The sequence below is a fragment of the Flavobacterium ichthyis genome, from assembly GCF_009915155.1.
In the GTDB taxonomy this organism is placed as follows: domain Bacteria; phylum Bacteroidota; class Bacteroidia; order Flavobacteriales; family Flavobacteriaceae; genus Flavobacterium; species Flavobacterium ichthyis.
Window position 1 is genome coordinate 84,233 of sequence record NZ_JAABLM010000002.1, and the last position, 15,747, is coordinate 99,979.

Here is a 15,747-nt window from a genome sequence, read left to right on the forward strand (position 1 = left end):
ACAACGCATGACTATTTTAATTAAAAACGCAACCATCATCGACCCGGAAAGTGCGTTCCATCGACAGAAAAAAGATTTGTTGATTGAAAATGGAAAGTTTAAAGAAATCAACACAACTATTTCAAATTCAGACAAATACCAAATTGTTGAGTTTGACAATTTATACATTTCCTCAGGTTGGTTTGACATGAGTGTAAGTTTTGGCGAACCTGGATTTGAAGAGAGAGAAACCATCGCAAATGGACTTTTGACAGCTGCAAAAAGCGGCTTTACGGCAGTAGCTTTACAACCCAATTGTTTCCCGATTGCTGATAATCAAGCGGCAATTGCTTTCGCAAAAAATAAATCAACTGGTAGTGCCACACAAATTTTTCCCATTGGTGCTTTGACCAAAAACAGCGAAGGCAAAGATTTAGCAGAACTTTTTGACATGAAAAACGCGGGTGCAATTGCATTTGGCGACTATAACAAAAACCTGAATAATGCCAATTTAATGAAAATTGCATTGCAATACACCCAAGATTTTAATGGTTTGGTATTGGCTTTCTGTGAAGACGAAAATGTAAAAGGAAATGGCGTGGCAAATGAAGGAATTTCTGCAACAAAGTTAGGATTGAAAGGCATTCCGGCTTTGGCAGAAGAATTACAAATCGCCAGAAATTTATTTATCTTAGAATATTGTGGCGGAAAAATTCACTTCCCCACAATTTCTACAAAAAAATCTGTAGAATTAATTCGAGAAGCGAAAACCAAAAATCTAAATGTAACTTGTTCTGTTTCAACCCATCATCTTACCTTAAACGATAAAGCATTACAAGAATTTGATACGAGACTTAAAGTTTCGCCTCCACTACGCGACGAAGAAACGAGAAAATTTTTGCTTGAAGCCGTTCTAGATGGAACGATTGATGCCATTACTTCCGATCATAATCCTATCGATATCGAACACAAGAAAATGGAATTTGATTTGGCAAAAAACGGAACTATTGGTTTAGAAAGTGCTTTCGGTGCTTTGCTCGGCGTTTTACCTTTGGAATTAGTAATTGAAAAATTAACTTTCGCCAGAAATATTTTCGGTATTGAAAAACCAAAAATTGCCGTTGGAGAAAAAGCAGAAATCACATTATTTGACCCGGATATAAAGTGGACTTTTACAAAAGATTCAATTCAGTCAAAATCAAAAAACAGTGCTTTTTTAGGAACAAATTTAACCGGAAAACCACTCGGAATTTATAATAATAATACACTGATTTTAAACAAATAAAATGAATAATCAATATATAAACGAAGGGAAAAACATAGCGATTATCGCTCATTTAACCATCATAGGAACTATAATTGCGGCAGTGATGAACGGCGATAAAAAAAATCCATTTTCCGGGTTTTATGTGCGTCAAGCCTTAGGAATAAACTTACTTTTTTTCGCATTGGGTTATCCCGTAGGTTTGTTTGATAACTGGATGATTTCGTCATCATTATATATTTTTGGGTTTATTTTATGGGCATACAGCTTTGTAAGCGTACTTCAAAATCAGTTAAATTTAATTCCGTTTTTGGGAGCATTTTTTCAAAAACTATTTAAAAATCTTGTTTAAAATTTATCATGAAAACCCAAATCCAATACTTAGTTAGAGCTCCTAAAATTATCAAAGAAAAAAATCCCTTATTGCTTTTATTGCACGGTTATGGGAGTAATGAAGAAGATTTGTTTGCCTTTGCATCTGAGCTTCCGGAAAATTATTATGTGGTTTCGGCAAGAGCTCCGTATGATTTACAACCTTATGGCTATGCTTGGTACGCCATCAATTTTGACGCAGATCAAAATAAGTTTACTAACAATGAACAAGCCATTGAGTCGCGAGATTTGATTACCAAATTTTTGAACCAGCTTGAAAGTGAATTACCTATTGATTATCAAGATGTTACCTTAATTGGTTTTAGTCAAGGAAGTATTTTGAGTTACGCAGTTGCCTTAACCTATCCCGAAAAAATTAAAAATGTAATTGCTTTAAGTGGTTATTTACATCCTGAAATTATCCCTCAAAATCTTGACGGCAGAAATTTTTCCCACCTCAAAATGTTTGTTTCACACGGTTCACAAGACCAAGTAATTCCAGTGGAATGGGCAAGACAAGCTCCTGATTTTTTACAAAAATTAGGTGTTGATGTAACTTACAAAGAATATCCAATTGGTCACGGTGTTTCTCCTCAAAATTTTAGAGATTTATTAAATTGGCTAAACGCCAATAATTAACTTTTTGATGGACTTAAAAATAATTTCAGAAAAAATATGGAAGCTTTCTGCCTCTTCATTGGAAAAATTGGAAGCCATTTCTGAAATTATTTCGTTTCCAAAAGGAGAAATTCTTTTTCACCAGAATAAAATTGAAACTGATATTTACTTTCTAAAAAAAGGAATTGTTCGCGCATTTTCGGAAATAGACGGTTCACAAATCACATTTTGGTTTGGGCTTGAAGGTGACGTTGTACTATCAATGAACAGTTACGTTAATAAAAAGCCTGGCTACGAAACAATTGAATTACTCGAAGATTCTGAATTTTACAAAATCAAAACGAGCAAACTTAATGATCTGTATTTAAAAGATTTAGAGCTTTCTAATTGGGGTAGAAAATTAGCAGAACAAGAACTAATTAAAGTTGAAAAAAGATTGATTGACCGTCAGTTTTTATCTGCTTCAGAACGATACAAACAACTCTTAATGCTTTATCCTCAACTTATTAAAAGAGTAGCTTTAGTTCATATTGCCTCTTTTTTGGGAATTACAGCAGTAAGCTTAAGCAGAATTCGTTCAATGGTCAAATGATTTCTTATCATATGTTAATTTTTTGTTCATATTTTTAATAGAAATTTGCAAAAAATATCGAAATATGAGTTGGATTTTATTAATTATCGCAGGATTATTTGAAGTGGCATTTACGTCATGTTTGGCAAAAGCAAAAACAGCCGAAGGCACTGATGTTTACCTGTGGTACGGCGGATTTTTAGTCACTTGTTTTCTAAGTATGTTTTTACTCATTAAAGCTACCCAAACTTTACCTTTAGGAACCGCTTATGCAGTATGGACCGGAATTGGGGCTGTAGGAACAGTATTAATGGGAATATTTTTCTTTAAAGATCCGGTGACTTTTTGGAGAATGTTTTTCATCACCACGCTAATTGCTTCAATAATTGGCTTAAAAGTAGTTTCCACGCATTAGTTATTAATAAAGCTACGTTAAAATAGACCTTTTTTTGCCTATAAATTTCTAATTTTAGCTAAAAGAGCTAATGCAAAATCTATTCTTTGAGAGTTGGGAAAATATATTTCGAATTGTGATTTGCTCCGCGATTGGATATCTAGCGCTATTTCTTTTCATCAGAATTTCGGGCAAACGTACACTTTCGAAATTTTCAGCTTTTGACTTTGTAGTTAGCGTTTCGCTAGGATCAACACTTTCATGGATGATTTTGGATCAGGTAAGGATATTAGAGGGTGGTATAGCTTTAATTGTTATAATTGTCCTTCAGTATTTGTTAGCATTTATATCCCAAAAGTCCAAATCTTTAGAGAGGCTAATAAATTCTTCACCAACCTTATTATTTTATGACGGTAAATTTCTGAAGCATAAATTAAAAACAGAATTTATCACTCAAGAAGAGATTATAGCCGAAGTTCGTAAAAATGGAATTGAAGATTTAAACGAAGTTCGCGCCATTATATTGGAAATCGACGGAAATATTTCGATAATTAAAAAAAGTGAAAAAGTAGGACGTTCTACTTTAGTAAAAATTGCAAATACTTAGAAAATTTCCACTCAAATTGACTGTTTTACCAACGATTTATGTACAAATCCTTTCAATCCCTCCGAAGTTTGAATATGTACCCAATCATCATTTTGCCCCAAAAGAACCAATTTTTCAGAAAAATTTGAAGTCGTCACAATTTCAGATTTAGTAGAAGGCATTTTCCGAAGATTCACTTTTTTATTATTAATGATTACAAAATCGGTCTTGAAATCCAACCGAATTTTTTTATGCACGTCTATCTTTTTCCGCTCGAAAACAAACGGCAACGGATCAATCGCGCCGCTAAAACCTTTGTAAATTCCTAAATGCAAATGCGGTGGCGTGAATTGGGCATTTCCCGTATTTCCTACAAAACCTAAAGTATCTCCTTGTTTTGCGTAACTTCCGGATGACACACTTATGCTGTCTAAATGTGCATAGTAAATGGAGTTTCCAAAAATTTCTGTACGTTGCCAAACTTGTTTTCCACCCAAACCAGTATTTCCGGTTCGCGTGATTCTTCCGTTAGAAACGGCAAGTACAGGCGTTCCTTTTTTAGCAAAAATATCAATTCCTTCGTGTTTTCGTTTGCCACCATCGCGATCCATCCCCCAGAAACTTCCAATGGCATCATTTGATTTTCCTGCAACAGGAAAGCCATACACGGGATTTTTATTAATGATAAATGAAAATTGTCCAGAAATTTTATTTCCTGGCTGGATTAGAAGTAAATATTTTCCAGAATTCGGGCTGACGAACGATAGTTTATCCATTTGAGTTCCGACAAGGCCATATTTATCTGAAGAAGCATTTTCCAAAGAAAAAATATTAAGAAAAACTTTTTGCTGGGAAGAATCTTTTTGGACCAAAACGTCAAGTTTTTCGCCTTCTTTTATATCAAATATGTAGCTATAAGCCAAGTTTACATTGGGATTAAAAATACCGCTTTCAGCGTAGGGCGTTTCAATTTCGACACTATTTTGAATACCATCTTGAAAAGCTTTTTGCCAGAGAATCAATTCATTGTCATTACCTTCAAAACTATGTTCGTATTGAGCACGAGCATCCGAATCGACAAAAATTTTTGTGATTTTTTGGAACGGATCGCCGTTTTTGCAACTCACCATAAAAGTGGCAAACAACAATATAAGAAGTAATGGGGTGTTTCGAGTCATGTAAACAAATAAAGCATATTTCATGCCGAAATAATTACTTTAACTATTCATTCACAACAGTTTAACTAAAAAATTATTCTTCGGGATTGTCACTCCCGGTAACAACGGTCTCGTTTATTTTTGCTCCAGCATATAATAAAGAATCCCCTTTTTTAAGAGCGAAACCTCCTGTAGTCTGAAGTTTCCAATGATTACCTTCATAAGGATCCCCTTCAGATTTTCGTTTTAATATAATACTGCTTTTTTCTTGAGGAACGAAAATTTCCGCTCGATTTCCATCTTCTTCTAAAATAGCAAAAGCACTGGACTGTACATCTCGAGACTCAATTGATTTTACTGAGTTAAGACGAATTCCGGTTTCAAAAGGACGAACACAACTGTCCCGCAAAACGGAAAATGTATAGCCAGCGGAAGCCACACAACCTTTTTCATCTTTATCAGCTCCAACTACTCGACCCAATTTTTTATTGGTAGTAACATCGTCCGTAGATCCACTTAAATCACGGCATCCTGATAACGCAATGATCATTAGGGCGACAATTATTTTTTTCATTTTATCAGATTTGGAAACGATAAAAATACGAAAAAATTTAATTTACTGTAGTGGAATATACGAAACTATCAACAGTTTCAAAATCAGTAGGTTTGCCGTCATTAACAAAATATTTGATGAGCACTTCACCCCAAACTTTTCCTGCATTAAAATCAGCTATAATCCAGCGATGGTTTAAAATTTTAATTTTATTGATATAGGTTCGATTGCCGTTGATTGTTCCATATTTTGTTAAGGGATTACCTTCTGGATTTTCATTTAACGACTTGATTTCATCTCTAATTTGGTTTGAAAGTTGCTCAATATCATAACCTTCGTAGTAGTCCATTGCATTATCGTTATAATCCAAAGAAAAATAATTGGCCTCTAGTACTTGACCATACATTGATTGGATGGAATCTTTTTTGGTTTTAAATTCTAATTGATATTTCTCAATTCGTGATTCTTCAAATTTTAATTTTTTAGAAAAATACATAAAGGTGAAAATATTCATTAACACAGAAAATATAAACAGGTATAAGATAGTTTTTTTCATTTTTTTTTTCAATGTTGTATTTTAAATTGTAATTTCAAGGTTATCGTAAGCTACAAAAACATTTTTAGGCAGTTTTTGCTCAATAATTTGATGAAAACCCATTTTGTGACTGATATGTGTTAAATATGCTTTTTCAGGATTTACTTTTTTAATAAAATTTAGTGCATCAGCTAAATTAAAATGAGAGTGATGAGGCTCCTCCATTAATGCGCTAACAACCAAAACTTTAACACCTGTTAATTTATTAATTTCTTCAATGCTTATTGTTTTAATATCGGTTAGATATGCGAAATTTTCAATTCGATATCCGAAAACTTGTAAATCACCATGCAAAGCGTCAATAGGCATCACAATTTTATTTCCCAATAAAAACTCCTGGTTTTTCTTCACGATTACAGCATCAACCGAAGGAGCTCCTGGATAACGATTATCTTTTTCAAAAATATAATCAAATCTTTTTTCCAAATTAGCTAAGACGCGTTCGTGAAGAAAAACTTTCATTGCACCTTGCGCAAAATTATACGGTCGAATGTCATCTAACCCTGCGGTATGATCTGAATGCTCGTGGGTAAAAAGAATTCCGTCCAATCTTTGCGTATGGCTATTCAACATTTGTTGCCTAAAATCGGGCCCACAATCAATTACAAATGTAAAATTTCCCCAAGAAATTCTTACGGAAACCCGTAACCTCTTGTCCTTTGGATCAGTACTTTTACACACCGGATGATTACTTCCAATTACTGGAATTCCTTGTGATGTTCCGGTTCCTAAAAAAAAGACTTTCAAATGCGTTAATTTTTTACAAAAATAAGATTAATTACCTTTTAAAAAAGTCATGTTTTGTTAACTTTGCAACAGCAGTAACAGAATTTATGAGAAACGACGAAAACGAAATTACACTTAAAGGCGACAGAGTTATTGAACAAATTCCTTCGATTAAGGACAAAGCTTTGCGCATTAATCTTAACGAAAACATTTACGGAACTTTTGCTGAAATTGGTGCCGGACAAGAGACTGTTAGACATTTTTTTAGAACAGGTGGATCATCAGGAACTATTGCCAAAGCAATGTCTGCGTACGACAAAGATTTTAGCGACGCTATTTATGGAGCTGAAGCCGACGGAAGATATGTAACCGAAGAACGTCTTAAAAAAATGCTTTCTCACGAAGTAAAATTAGTAGAGCAACGGCTTAAGCGCGACAAACATCCAAGTAAAATGTTTTTTAGTTACGCTAATACTGTTGCTACAATTGATTTTGCGAAGCAATTCAAAGGTCACGGATGGGTTGGAATCAAATATCAATTAGAACCAGACGAGGATTATAACGAAATAGTGTTACATATTCGTTTCAAAGAAACTGATGCAAGATTGCAGCAAGAAACTTTAGGAATTTTAGGTGTAAACCTTATATATGGAGCGTTTTACAAATATAATGATCCTAAAAAATTATTGAGATATTTATATGACCATCTCGACAAAGATCAACTCGAAATAGATACCATAAATTTTTCAGGTCCGCGATTTGCTGATGTAGATAATCGATTGATGAGTTTACAACTTGTAAAAAATGGTATGACCGATGCCGTAATGTTCAATCCAGATGGTAACAATGTGCTTCCGGCAGCTGTACTTTACAAGAGAAATATTCTTGCGCTTCGCGGAAGTTTTCGTCCCGTAACGCGCGTCAATATGGACATGTATAAAAAGTCGTTAGAAATGTTTTTGGCAGAAAATAAAGTAGAAGAAAAAAATACTTTAGTAGTTTTTGAAATTACACTTTCTAACCTAAGATCTGACGGAGAAATTGACGAACGTGACTTTATGGATCGGGCAGAATTACTTTGTTCGCTAGGACAAACTGTTATGATTTCTAACTTCCAGGAATATTATAAAGTAGTTGAATATTTCTCTAATTATACCAAAGCCAGAATGGGATTGGCAATGGGAGTGAATAATTTAATTGATATTTTTGATGAAAAATATTACCGCCATTTAAGTGGTGGAATTTTAGAAGCATTTGGGAAATTGTTTTACCGTGATTTAAAAGTTTTCTTGTATCCAATGAAAGGTGAAAACGGAGAAATCATTAATTCAGAAAATTTGAAAGTTCATCCACGAATGAAAGAATTGTACAAGTTCTTTAAATTTAACGGAAAAGTGATTGATATTACAGATTACGATGAAAATGATTTGGATATTTTCTCACGCGAAGTTTTGAAAATGATTAGCAAAGGCAAACCAGGTTGGGAAGAAATGTTACCAAAAGGTATTGCCGAAATGATTAAAAAAGATAATCTTTTTGGTTACGATCCAAGAAAATTGATGGAAGAAGCCAATTGATTTTTGACTTGAGATTTGAGATTTAAGATTCTTGGAATTTTCTATTTGTATTCTATAAAAAAAGCAGTATTCGTTTACGAATTACTGCTTTTTTATTTAGTTGTATATTCTAAAAACTGATTATTGATTACCAATTACTAGTTACCAATCACTAATTTCCTATTTCAAAATCTGGTTAGAATGCTCTTTCGTTTTAACATTTGTAATAACATCTTGGATAATTCCATTTTCGTCAATGACAAAAGTGGTTCTATGAATGCCATCGAAAGTTTTGCCCATAAATTTTTTAGGACCCCAAACTCCAAAGGCGTTAATCATATCTTTATTTTCGTCAGCAATTAAAGGGAAAGGCAATTTATTTTTTTCGATGAAATTTTGTTGACGTTTGGCATTATCTGCACTAACGCCTAAAATTTCGTAACCTAAAGATTGAAAGCGTTGGTAATTATCGCGCAAATTGCACGCTTCAGTGGTGCAACCTGGTGTGCTGGCTTTAGGATAGAAAAAAATTACGAGTTTTTTTCCAGCGTAATCTTTTAGTTGGTGAGTGTTTTGGTCTTGATCTTTAGCGTTAAAATTAGGTGCTTTGTCCCCTATTTGCAGTTGTGTCATTTTATTAAATATTTTTTTGTTAGCAGTATTTTGCCCCGGATGGCAGTGAAAAGCCCGGAGGCGAAATTTGTATTTTTTTGCCAATTTTGGCAGAGCGACTACCGAAACTTAGGGAGAAGCTCCTGCCGAATTGTGCAAAAAAACAAATTTTGCCGAGGACTTGAAACGTACAGCCGGATTAGGCACATCATTATTTTTATGGTAATTTTGTGCGGATAAAGTTACATTTTTTAGTGATGACGAAAAAGGAAAAGGCTGCTTTTGTGGCCGAAAAATTGGAGGAATTGTACTCGGAAATCCCGATTCCGTTGGATCATAAGGATGCTTACACGTTGCTGATTGCGGTTTTGCTTTCGGCACAATGTACGGATGTTAGGGTGAATCAAATTACACCGTTATTGTTTGCCAAGGCTGATAATCCTTGGGATATGGTAAAAATGTCGGTAGAAGAAATTCAGGAAATTATCAGGCCTTGTGGGCTTTCTCCAATGAAATCTAAGGGGATTTTTGGGTTGAGCGAAATTTTAATTGAAAAATATAATGGCGAGGTACCGCAAAGTTTTGAGGCTTTAGAATCGCTTCCGGCGGTTGGTCATAAGACGGCAAGTGTGGTCATGTCGCAGGCTTTTGGGGTTCCGGCTTTTCCGGTGGACACGCATATTCACCGATTGATGTACCGCTGGGGTTTGAGTTCAGGGAAAAATGTGGTGGAAACGGAGCGTGATGCGAAGAAAATTTTTCCGAAAAATTTGTGGAACAAGCTGCATTTACAGATGATTTGGTACGGTAGAGAATATTCGCCGGCTCGTGGCTGGAGGCTGGAAAAAGATGTGATTACGGCTACGATTGCGAATAAAAAAATGCTGAAGGAGTTGAGAGGAATTTGATATGAATTTGGAATCTGAAATGATTTTGTTGAGAATCTAAAATGAATTCAGACTAAGTTCAGATTAAAAAATCCCGGCGATAACCGGGATTAGTGCTAGTTTGCGATAGTTTCAAACTTCATTCCTTTTGCTTTTACAAAAGTCAGTGCTTTGGAATAATTAAGCAGGAACGATATCGTTTCTTTTTTTGGTTGCATCGCTTTTGAGAGTTGTTTTTTAGAGTAGAGTTTTGCCATATGAATTGGTTTATTTTCTACTATAACGACGCTTTCCTGTTTTTATTTTAGTTGATTAAAACTATTTTATTTTTATCAATTACTTTTCTTAAATTAAGTAAAGCATAGCGCATTCTTCCTAATGCCGTATTGATGCTAACACCAGTTTGCTCTGAAATTTCTTTAAAACTTAGGTCTTGATAGATACGCATTTGCAAAACTTGCTTTTGATCCGCCGGAAGTTCATCAATTAGTTTTCCTAAATCTTTTTCTATTTGGTCCGTGATAATCTGGCTTTCGATGTGAGGAGAATTATCGGTCATAATATCAAAAATCGAAAACTGTTCTGTTTCACGGAACATAGGCATTTTTTTATTTCTACGAAAATGATCTACCACCAGATTGTGAGCAATACGCATCACCCAAGGTAAAAATTTTCCTTCTTCATTATAAGAATCAGACTTTAATTTTTTGATTACTTTAATAAATGTATCTTGAAAAATATCATCGGCAATATCTCTGTCCGATACTTTAGAGCAAATAAAACCGAAGATTTTAGTTTGATGTCTTTCAATTAAAGTAGCCAGAGCACTTTCGTCTCCTGCTACATAACTTTTTATCAACAAGCTGTCTGAGGTTTGAACACTAGCCATAGTTTTACCTTTTAGTTTTTGGATATTAATTTCGAAACGTTCTAAAAAGTATTTTTTCTGCTATAGGCTAATTGTTAAATAATAATTAATTAAGATTTCAAATGTAGTGGTTTAATTGACACTACCAAAAAATACGCTGAATTTTAACATTTTAACGTTACTTCATTCAAACTATAAAATCAATTTCGCATCCTGATGTTAAAAAAAATCGAAAAATGACCTAAGTCTTAACTTGCTTTTGGCAATGCACTTTCCATTAGTTATAGATACGAATTTTGTATCTTTGGGGTTTTCTAATTTGCTATGAAAATTGATATTACAAAAATCGATCCAAAAAAAAATATTATCATAAAAGGTGCTCAAATTCACAACCTTAAGAATTTAGATGTTGCCATTCCAAGAAATAAATTAGTAGTGATTACGGGACTCTCAGGATCTGGAAAATCTAGTTTAGCATTCGATACTTTATATGCCGAAGGACAACGCCGTTATGTGGAGAGTTTATCCAGTTATGCTAGACAATTTTTAGGACGATTAGATAAACCAAAAGTAGATTACATTAAAGGAATTGCTCCGGCAATTGCCATTGAGCAAAAAGTAAACACTACAAATGCACGATCAACCGTTGGAACTTCTACCGAAATTTATGATTACCTAAAGTTACTATTTGCCAGAGTTGGAAAAACTTTTTCGCCTATTTCTGGTCGTGAAGTTAAAAAAGATACGGTAACCGATGTCATTAATGATATAAAATCTTTCCAGGAAGACAGCAAATGGTTACTTCTTGCTCCAATTCATTTAGAAGAAGGTCGCGCTCTCGAAGACAAGTTAAAGGCCTTGCTTCAACAAGGTTTTATCAGGATTTTAGTAAAAAATCAAATGCTTCGTTTAGACGAAATTGACAGCCATGAATTAAATCACCAAGATATTCTATTAATTGTTGACCGAATCATTGTAAAAACTGATGAAGAATTTTACAATCGTTTGGCAGATTCTGTGCAAACGGCTTTTTACGAAGGAAAAGGAACGTGTATTTTGCAAGAAGTAAATACCGAAATCCAACGTAATTACAGTAATAATTTTGAATTAGACGGCATTCAATTTTTTGAACCAAATGTCCACCTTTTTAGTTTTAACAATCCTTATGGAGCTTGCCCAACTTGTCAAGGTTACGGCAATATCATTGGTATCGATGAAGAATTAGTCATTCCCAATACGGCACTTTCTATTTTTCAAAATGCCATCTTTCCGTGGCGTGGCGAAAGCATGAGTTGGTATCGTGATGAATTGGTAAAAACAGGACATAAATTTGACTTCCCTATTCACAAACCTTATTTTGAACTTTCGGACGAACAAAAAAGTTTGCTTTGGAAAGGAAACCAATATTTTACGGGTTTAAATGAATTTTTCAAGGAACTTGAAGTTAAAAATTATAAAATCCAAAACCGTGTGATGTTGTCTCGCTACCGCGGAAAAACGAAATGTCCGGATTGTCGTGGAAAACGATTACGCGACGAAGCCAATTATGTTCAAGTTTTTGGAAAAACCATTTCAGATTTGGTTGATTTACCCATCAAAAAACTAATCACTTTTTTCAAAGATTTACAACTTTCAGAATACGATCAAAAAATAGCCAAAAGATTATTGGTAGAAATCAACAACCGCTTGTCATTTTTAAGCCAGGTCGGACTCGAATATTTAACTTTAAATAGAAATTCGGCCACGCTTTCTGGTGGAGAATCACAACGCATCAACTTGGCTACTTCGTTAGGAAGCAGCTTGGTAGGATCGATGTATATTTTAGATGAACCCAGCATTGGTCTGCACCCGAAAGACACCGAAAAATTAATTGAAGTTTTAATTTCCCTCCGAAATTTAGGCAATACCGTAATTGTGGTAGAACATGACGAAGACATCATGAAAGCTGCCGACATGATTATTGATATTGGTCCAGAAGCAGGAACCAACGGTGGAAATTTAGTGGCGCAAGGCACTTTTGACGAAATTTTAAAATCAACTTCTTTAACCGCACAATATCTCAGCGGAAAAGACACGATTGAAACGCCAAAACAACGCCGAAAATACCGTAATTTCATTGACATCAAAGGCGCTCGAGAAAATAATTTAAAAAATATCGACGTTCGTTTTCCGTTAGAAGTTTTAACCGTTATCACCGGCGTATCCGGAAGTGGAAAAAGTACTTTGGTCAAAAAAATATTATTTCCAGCAGTTCAAAAATCAGTAGAAGGAATTGGCGAAAAACCCGGACAATTTACCGAAATGACCGGAAGTTACCAGCTAATCAAACACATCGAATACGTAGATCAAAACCCAATTGGAAAAAGTTCACGTTCTAATCCGGTTACTTACATCAAAGCGTATGACGATATCCGAGATTTATTTTCCAAGCAAAAACTGTCGAAATTACGCAATTACCAACCTAAACATTTTTCGTTCAACGTAGATGGCGGACGATGCGAAACTTGCAAAGGCGAAGGAAATATTAATGTAGAAATGGTTTTCATGGCCGACGTTTCCCTCGTGTGCGATACCTGCAACGGAAAACGTTTCAAAAAAGAAATTTTAGAAGTGAATTTCGAAGGCAAAAACATTGACGATATTCTGACCATGACTATCGACGATGCTGTAGCGTTTTTCTCACAACACAAGCAAGAAAAAATCATGCTCAAGCTCCAACCCTTACAAGACGTGGGATTGGGCTATGTTCAACTCGGGCAATCCTCCTCTACTCTTTCCGGTGGTGAAGCACAACGCATCAAGCTGGCCTCATTTTTAATCAAAGGAAATACCAAAGACAAAGCGCTTTTTGTGTTTGACGAACCCACAACCGGACTGCATTTTCACGACATCAAAAAATTGCTAAAATCCTTCGAAGCCCTCATCGAAAAAGGACATTCCATCATCGTGATCGAACACAATCTCGACCTGATAAAATGTGCCGATTACATCATCGACATCGGTCCCGAAGGTGGCGAAAATGGCGGAAATTTAGTCGCTTCCGGAACGCCTGAAGAAATCATTAAAAACAAAAATTCTCTAACCGGAAAATATCTTAAGGAAAAATTATAAATTCCCTACCATAAAATTAAGGAACTTCGCCGTAACTTTGTAACATATCTGATAAACAATTATTTAGAAGCTAAATAAAATCCAAAAATTGAATTTGGCACGGTAATTGAAATATATCAAATACTGAATTTCATAATAAAACAGTTTAAAAGTTTAATAATTTGGTTGATTATTAAAATTGGTTGGTTAGGTTTGTTATAAGTCCCGTTTACTTGCAAAAAGTGGACGGGATTTATTATTTTATTTTGGGCGTGCCCCGCCGGAAAAAGGCGGGTCGGGCTATTCGCTACAATCTTTTTATAAATTTCCTTCGGGTAAACCCTTCGGAAAATTATAAAAAGGATTTCCGCTGCTATCCCTCACGCGAACCCCGCTTTAATTTCATAAATACGTTTTCCATCGCCAAATTAATATCCGGAGAAATTTTGAAAAAATAATTCAATCCCACATAAACTACCGTTATCAATACGGATTTTAGGATAATATTCAAAACTGGATGAAAAGAAAATTCCCAAAAATAAAATCCCATAAAAACCACCGCCAGGATTCCAAACGATTTTAGCGTATTGACTGTAAACGGAAATAATTTCATCTTATTCACCACAAACCAAAGTTTTAACGAATTATAAATTACTACGGAAATTAAAGTCGCTAAAGCCGCACCGGTAATACCATATTTCGGGATAAAGATCATGTTTAAAACAATCATTAAAATCACCAGTAAAATGCCAAGTAGTAAGACAATACGGTAATATTTTGTATTTAAAATTATCGCATTATTGTTGCCTAAAATCACATCGTAAAACTTACTCAACCCTATTAGAAAAACGCAAAGCAACCCCGATTCGTAATTTCCGGGAATGATTTTGTACATCTCATTAATATTCAAGAAAATTCCCAGCATTATCAATCCTCCGAAAACTTGCAAAGTAATCGCACTTCTTTTGTACAAATCGTTCAGTTCCTGCATTTTTTCTTCCGCCATTAATTTTGCCGTAATCGGATAAATAATTTGAAGCATCGCCCGACTTGGAACCGCAATAACCGTAGCAATGAAAGTAGCAACGGCATAAAACGCGTTTTCCGCATTGGGTTGGTAAGCCGGAATCATCACTTTGTCAAAATCTAAAACCAAAACGGCAATACTTCCGGACAAGATAATGAAAAACGAATACGTGAAAATTTCTTTCGAATGTTGCGGAATTTTAAAAGTAATTTTAGGCGGTTTTACTTTAAAAGCATACAACATCATCACCAGCATTTGTAACCCGTAAGTAATTGATAACGAGTAAATAAATTGTTCTTTCGTGAGCCATTCAAAATAAACCGCAAGCAGCAAACATGTGACCATGATTCGCACAAAAACTTCGGAAATAAAATTCCCAAAAACCGATTTCATTTGCACTTTTACCCATGCGTAAAAAATCTCAAAATAACCCATAAACAGTCCGATTATTGGGATTAGCCATAGGAAATTTTCTACGCCAGGATTTTCCTCTAAAATTAATCTGGCGATAAAATCATAACCAAAAAGCGTGATGATACTTACCGGAATAATCAGCAACCACGGCATCAAAAGCATAAAACTCAAAAATTCATCTTGTAATTTTGGGTCTTTGTATTTGGCGTAAAACCGAATCAACGTGCTTTGAACGCCAAACGCCATTAACGGCATCATGATATTTGCCGCCGAAAGCAAAAATGTCACCATTCCGTAATGATTTTCGCCTAAAAAACTGGTGTACAAAAAAAGTGCGTTGATTGCCCCAATCCCGAAACCGAAATAGGTAATCACAATATTTTTACCAGATTGTTTTAAAACGATGCCCATTTTGGAGTTTGGAGTTTGGAGTTTAACGTTCGAGCTTATTTTGGAATTTATATTTTGGAATTTGTAA

General features: G+C 34.7%; 16 protein-coding genes. 9 read left to right on the forward strand and 7 right to left on the reverse strand.

Annotated elements, in window-relative coordinates; genetic code table 11:
* Positions 1-7: 7 nt before the first annotated feature.
* The 6 genes from GV828_RS02065 to GV828_RS02090 all read left to right on the forward strand — a co-directional run bounded on the left by GV828_RS02065 (position 8) and on the right by GV828_RS02090 (position 3,805).
* The gene (locus tag GV828_RS02065; RefSeq protein ID WP_166535807.1) at positions 8-1,264 is read left to right on the forward strand and encodes a dihydroorotase; all 1,257 of its coding nucleotides are present in this window, start codon (positions 8-10) and stop codon (positions 1,262-1,264) included.
* 1 nt (position 1,265) lies between these two features.
* Positions 1,266-1,595, forward strand: coding sequence for a hypothetical protein (locus GV828_RS02070; RefSeq protein WP_166535808.1), 330 nt, complete (start codon positions 1,266-1,268; stop codon positions 1,593-1,595).
* Between the two features lie 8 nt (positions 1,596-1,603).
* Positions 1,604-2,254 carry an alpha/beta hydrolase gene (locus tag GV828_RS02075; RefSeq protein WP_166535809.1) on the forward strand — a complete coding sequence of 217 codons (651 nt, stop codon included), beginning with the start codon at positions 1,604-1,606 and terminating at the stop codon, positions 2,252-2,254.
* Positions 2,255-2,261: 7 nt separating this feature from the next.
* Positions 2,262-2,825 (forward strand): Crp/Fnr family transcriptional regulator, encoded by a 564-nt coding sequence (locus tag GV828_RS02080; protein ID WP_166535810.1) that lies wholly within the window; start codon positions 2,262-2,264, stop codon positions 2,823-2,825.
* Between the two features lie 64 nt (positions 2,826-2,889).
* The gene (locus GV828_RS02085; RefSeq protein WP_166535811.1) at positions 2,890-3,219 is read left to right on the forward strand and encodes a DMT family transporter; all 330 of its coding nucleotides are present in this window, start codon (positions 2,890-2,892) and stop codon (positions 3,217-3,219) included.
* Positions 3,220-3,289: 70 nt separating this feature from the next.
* On the forward strand, positions 3,290-3,805 hold the full coding sequence (locus GV828_RS02090) for a DUF421 domain-containing protein (RefSeq protein WP_166535812.1): 516 nt from the start codon (positions 3,290-3,292) through the stop codon (positions 3,803-3,805).
* A gap of 11 nt (positions 3,806-3,816) precedes the next feature.
* Here the strand turns inward: GV828_RS02090 and GV828_RS02095 are convergent, their stop codons facing one another.
* Genes GV828_RS02095 through GV828_RS02110 form a run of 4 tightly spaced genes read right to left on the reverse strand, consistent with a single transcriptional unit; the run spans position 3,817 to position 6,836 of the window.
* A complete protein-coding gene (locus tag GV828_RS02095) occupies positions 3,817-4,986 on the reverse strand; it encodes a M23 family metallopeptidase (RefSeq protein ID WP_166535813.1) in 1,170 nt (389 codons plus the stop codon).
* Positions 4,987-5,035: 49 nt separating this feature from the next.
* Positions 5,036-5,515 carry a hypothetical protein gene (locus GV828_RS02100; protein ID WP_166535814.1) on the reverse strand — a complete coding sequence of 160 codons (480 nt, stop codon included), beginning with the start codon at positions 5,513-5,515 and terminating at the stop codon, positions 5,036-5,038.
* A 37-nt stretch (positions 5,516-5,552) separates the two neighbouring features.
* Entirely contained in the window at positions 5,553-6,050 is a 498-nt protein-coding gene (locus GV828_RS02105) for a hydrolase (RefSeq protein ID WP_208103125.1), read from the reverse strand.
* Positions 6,051-6,071: 21 nt separating this feature from the next.
* The gene (locus tag GV828_RS02110; protein ID WP_166535815.1) at positions 6,072-6,836 is read right to left on the reverse strand and encodes an MBL fold metallo-hydrolase; all 765 of its coding nucleotides are present in this window, start codon (positions 6,834-6,836) and stop codon (positions 6,072-6,074) included.
* A gap of 86 nt (positions 6,837-6,922) precedes the next feature.
* Here GV828_RS02110 and GV828_RS02115 point away from each other — a divergent pair, with 86 nt between their 5' ends.
* Positions 6,923-8,392 carry a TonB-dependent receptor gene (locus GV828_RS02115; RefSeq protein ID WP_166535816.1) on the forward strand — a complete coding sequence of 490 codons (1,470 nt, stop codon included), beginning with the start codon at positions 6,923-6,925 and terminating at the stop codon, positions 8,390-8,392.
* Positions 8,393-8,551: 159 nt separating this feature from the next.
* On the opposite strand, the gene bcp is transcribed toward GV828_RS02115, so the two are convergent.
* The gene (gene bcp / locus GV828_RS02120; RefSeq protein WP_166535817.1) at positions 8,552-9,004 is read right to left on the reverse strand and encodes a thioredoxin-dependent thiol peroxidase; all 453 of its coding nucleotides are present in this window, start codon (positions 9,002-9,004) and stop codon (positions 8,552-8,554) included.
* Positions 9,005-9,240: 236 nt separating this feature from the next.
* On the opposite strand from bcp, the gene GV828_RS02125 reads away from it, so the two are divergent.
* Positions 9,241-9,891 carry an endonuclease III domain-containing protein gene (locus GV828_RS02125; protein ID WP_166535818.1) on the forward strand — a complete coding sequence of 217 codons (651 nt, stop codon included), beginning with the start codon at positions 9,241-9,243 and terminating at the stop codon, positions 9,889-9,891.
* 283 nt (positions 9,892-10,174) lie between these two features.
* Here GV828_RS02125 and GV828_RS02130 read toward each other — a convergent pair whose 3' ends face one another.
* Positions 10,175-10,759, reverse strand: a complete 585-nt coding sequence (locus GV828_RS02130; protein ID WP_166535819.1) for an RNA polymerase sigma factor — start codon at positions 10,757-10,759, stop codon at positions 10,175-10,177.
* A 303-nt stretch (positions 10,760-11,062) separates the two neighbouring features.
* On the opposite strand from GV828_RS02130, the gene uvrA reads away from it, so the two are divergent.
* Complete coding sequence (gene uvrA / locus GV828_RS02135; protein WP_166535820.1) at positions 11,063-13,849, forward strand: excinuclease ABC subunit UvrA; 2,787 nt, start codon at positions 11,063-11,065, stop codon at positions 13,847-13,849.
* A 352-nt stretch (positions 13,850-14,201) separates the two neighbouring features.
* On the opposite strand, the gene GV828_RS02140 is transcribed toward uvrA, so the two are convergent.
* Complete coding sequence (locus tag GV828_RS02140) at positions 14,202-15,680, reverse strand: oligosaccharide flippase family protein (protein ID WP_166535821.1); 1,479 nt, start codon at positions 15,678-15,680, stop codon at positions 14,202-14,204.
* Positions 15,681-15,747 lie beyond the last annotated feature (67 nt).

What these genes read in the sequence shown, in the direction of transcription:
- GV828_RS02065 (WP_166535807.1), top strand. Translation starts at nt 8, where the DNA reads ATGACTATTTTAATTAAAAACGCAACCATCATCGACCCGGAAAGTGCG.
- GV828_RS02070 (WP_166535808.1), top strand. Translation starts at nt 1,266, where the DNA reads ATGAATAATCAATATATAAACGAAGGGAAAAACATAGCGATTATCGCT.
- GV828_RS02075 (WP_166535809.1), top strand. Translation starts at nt 1,604, where the DNA reads ATGAAAACCCAAATCCAATACTTAGTTAGAGCTCCTAAAATTATCAAA.
- GV828_RS02080 (WP_166535810.1), top strand. Translation starts at nt 2,262, where the DNA reads ATGGACTTAAAAATAATTTCAGAAAAAATATGGAAGCTTTCTGCCTCT.
- GV828_RS02085 (WP_166535811.1), top strand. Translation starts at nt 2,890, where the DNA reads ATGAGTTGGATTTTATTAATTATCGCAGGATTATTTGAAGTGGCATTT.
- GV828_RS02090 (WP_166535812.1), top strand. Translation starts at nt 3,290, where the DNA reads ATGCAAAATCTATTCTTTGAGAGTTGGGAAAATATATTTCGAATTGTG.
- GV828_RS02095 (WP_166535813.1), bottom strand. Translation starts at nt 4,986, where the DNA reads ATGAAATATGCTTTATTTGTTTACATGACTCGAAACACCCCATTACTT.
- GV828_RS02100 (WP_166535814.1), bottom strand. Translation starts at nt 5,515, where the DNA reads ATGAAAAAAATAATTGTCGCCCTAATGATCATTGCGTTATCAGGATGC.
- GV828_RS02105 (WP_208103125.1), bottom strand. Translation starts at nt 6,050, where the DNA reads ATGAAAAAAACTATCTTATACCTGTTTATATTTTCTGTGTTAATGAAT.
- GV828_RS02115 (WP_166535816.1), top strand. Translation starts at nt 6,923, where the DNA reads ATGAGAAACGACGAAAACGAAATTACACTTAAAGGCGACAGAGTTATT.
- bcp (WP_166535817.1), bottom strand. Translation starts at nt 9,004, where the DNA reads ATGACACAACTGCAAATAGGGGACAAAGCACCTAATTTTAACGCTAAA.
- GV828_RS02125 (WP_166535818.1), top strand. Translation starts at nt 9,241, where the DNA reads ATGACGAAAAAGGAAAAGGCTGCTTTTGTGGCCGAAAAATTGGAGGAA.
- GV828_RS02130 (WP_166535819.1), bottom strand. Translation starts at nt 10,759, where the DNA reads ATGGCTAGTGTTCAAACCTCAGACAGCTTGTTGATAAAAAGTTATGTA.
- uvrA (WP_166535820.1), top strand. Translation starts at nt 11,063, where the DNA reads ATGAAAATTGATATTACAAAAATCGATCCAAAAAAAAATATTATCATA.
- GV828_RS02140 (WP_166535821.1), bottom strand. Translation starts at nt 15,680, where the DNA reads ATGGGCATCGTTTTAAAACAATCTGGTAAAAATATTGTGATTACCTAT.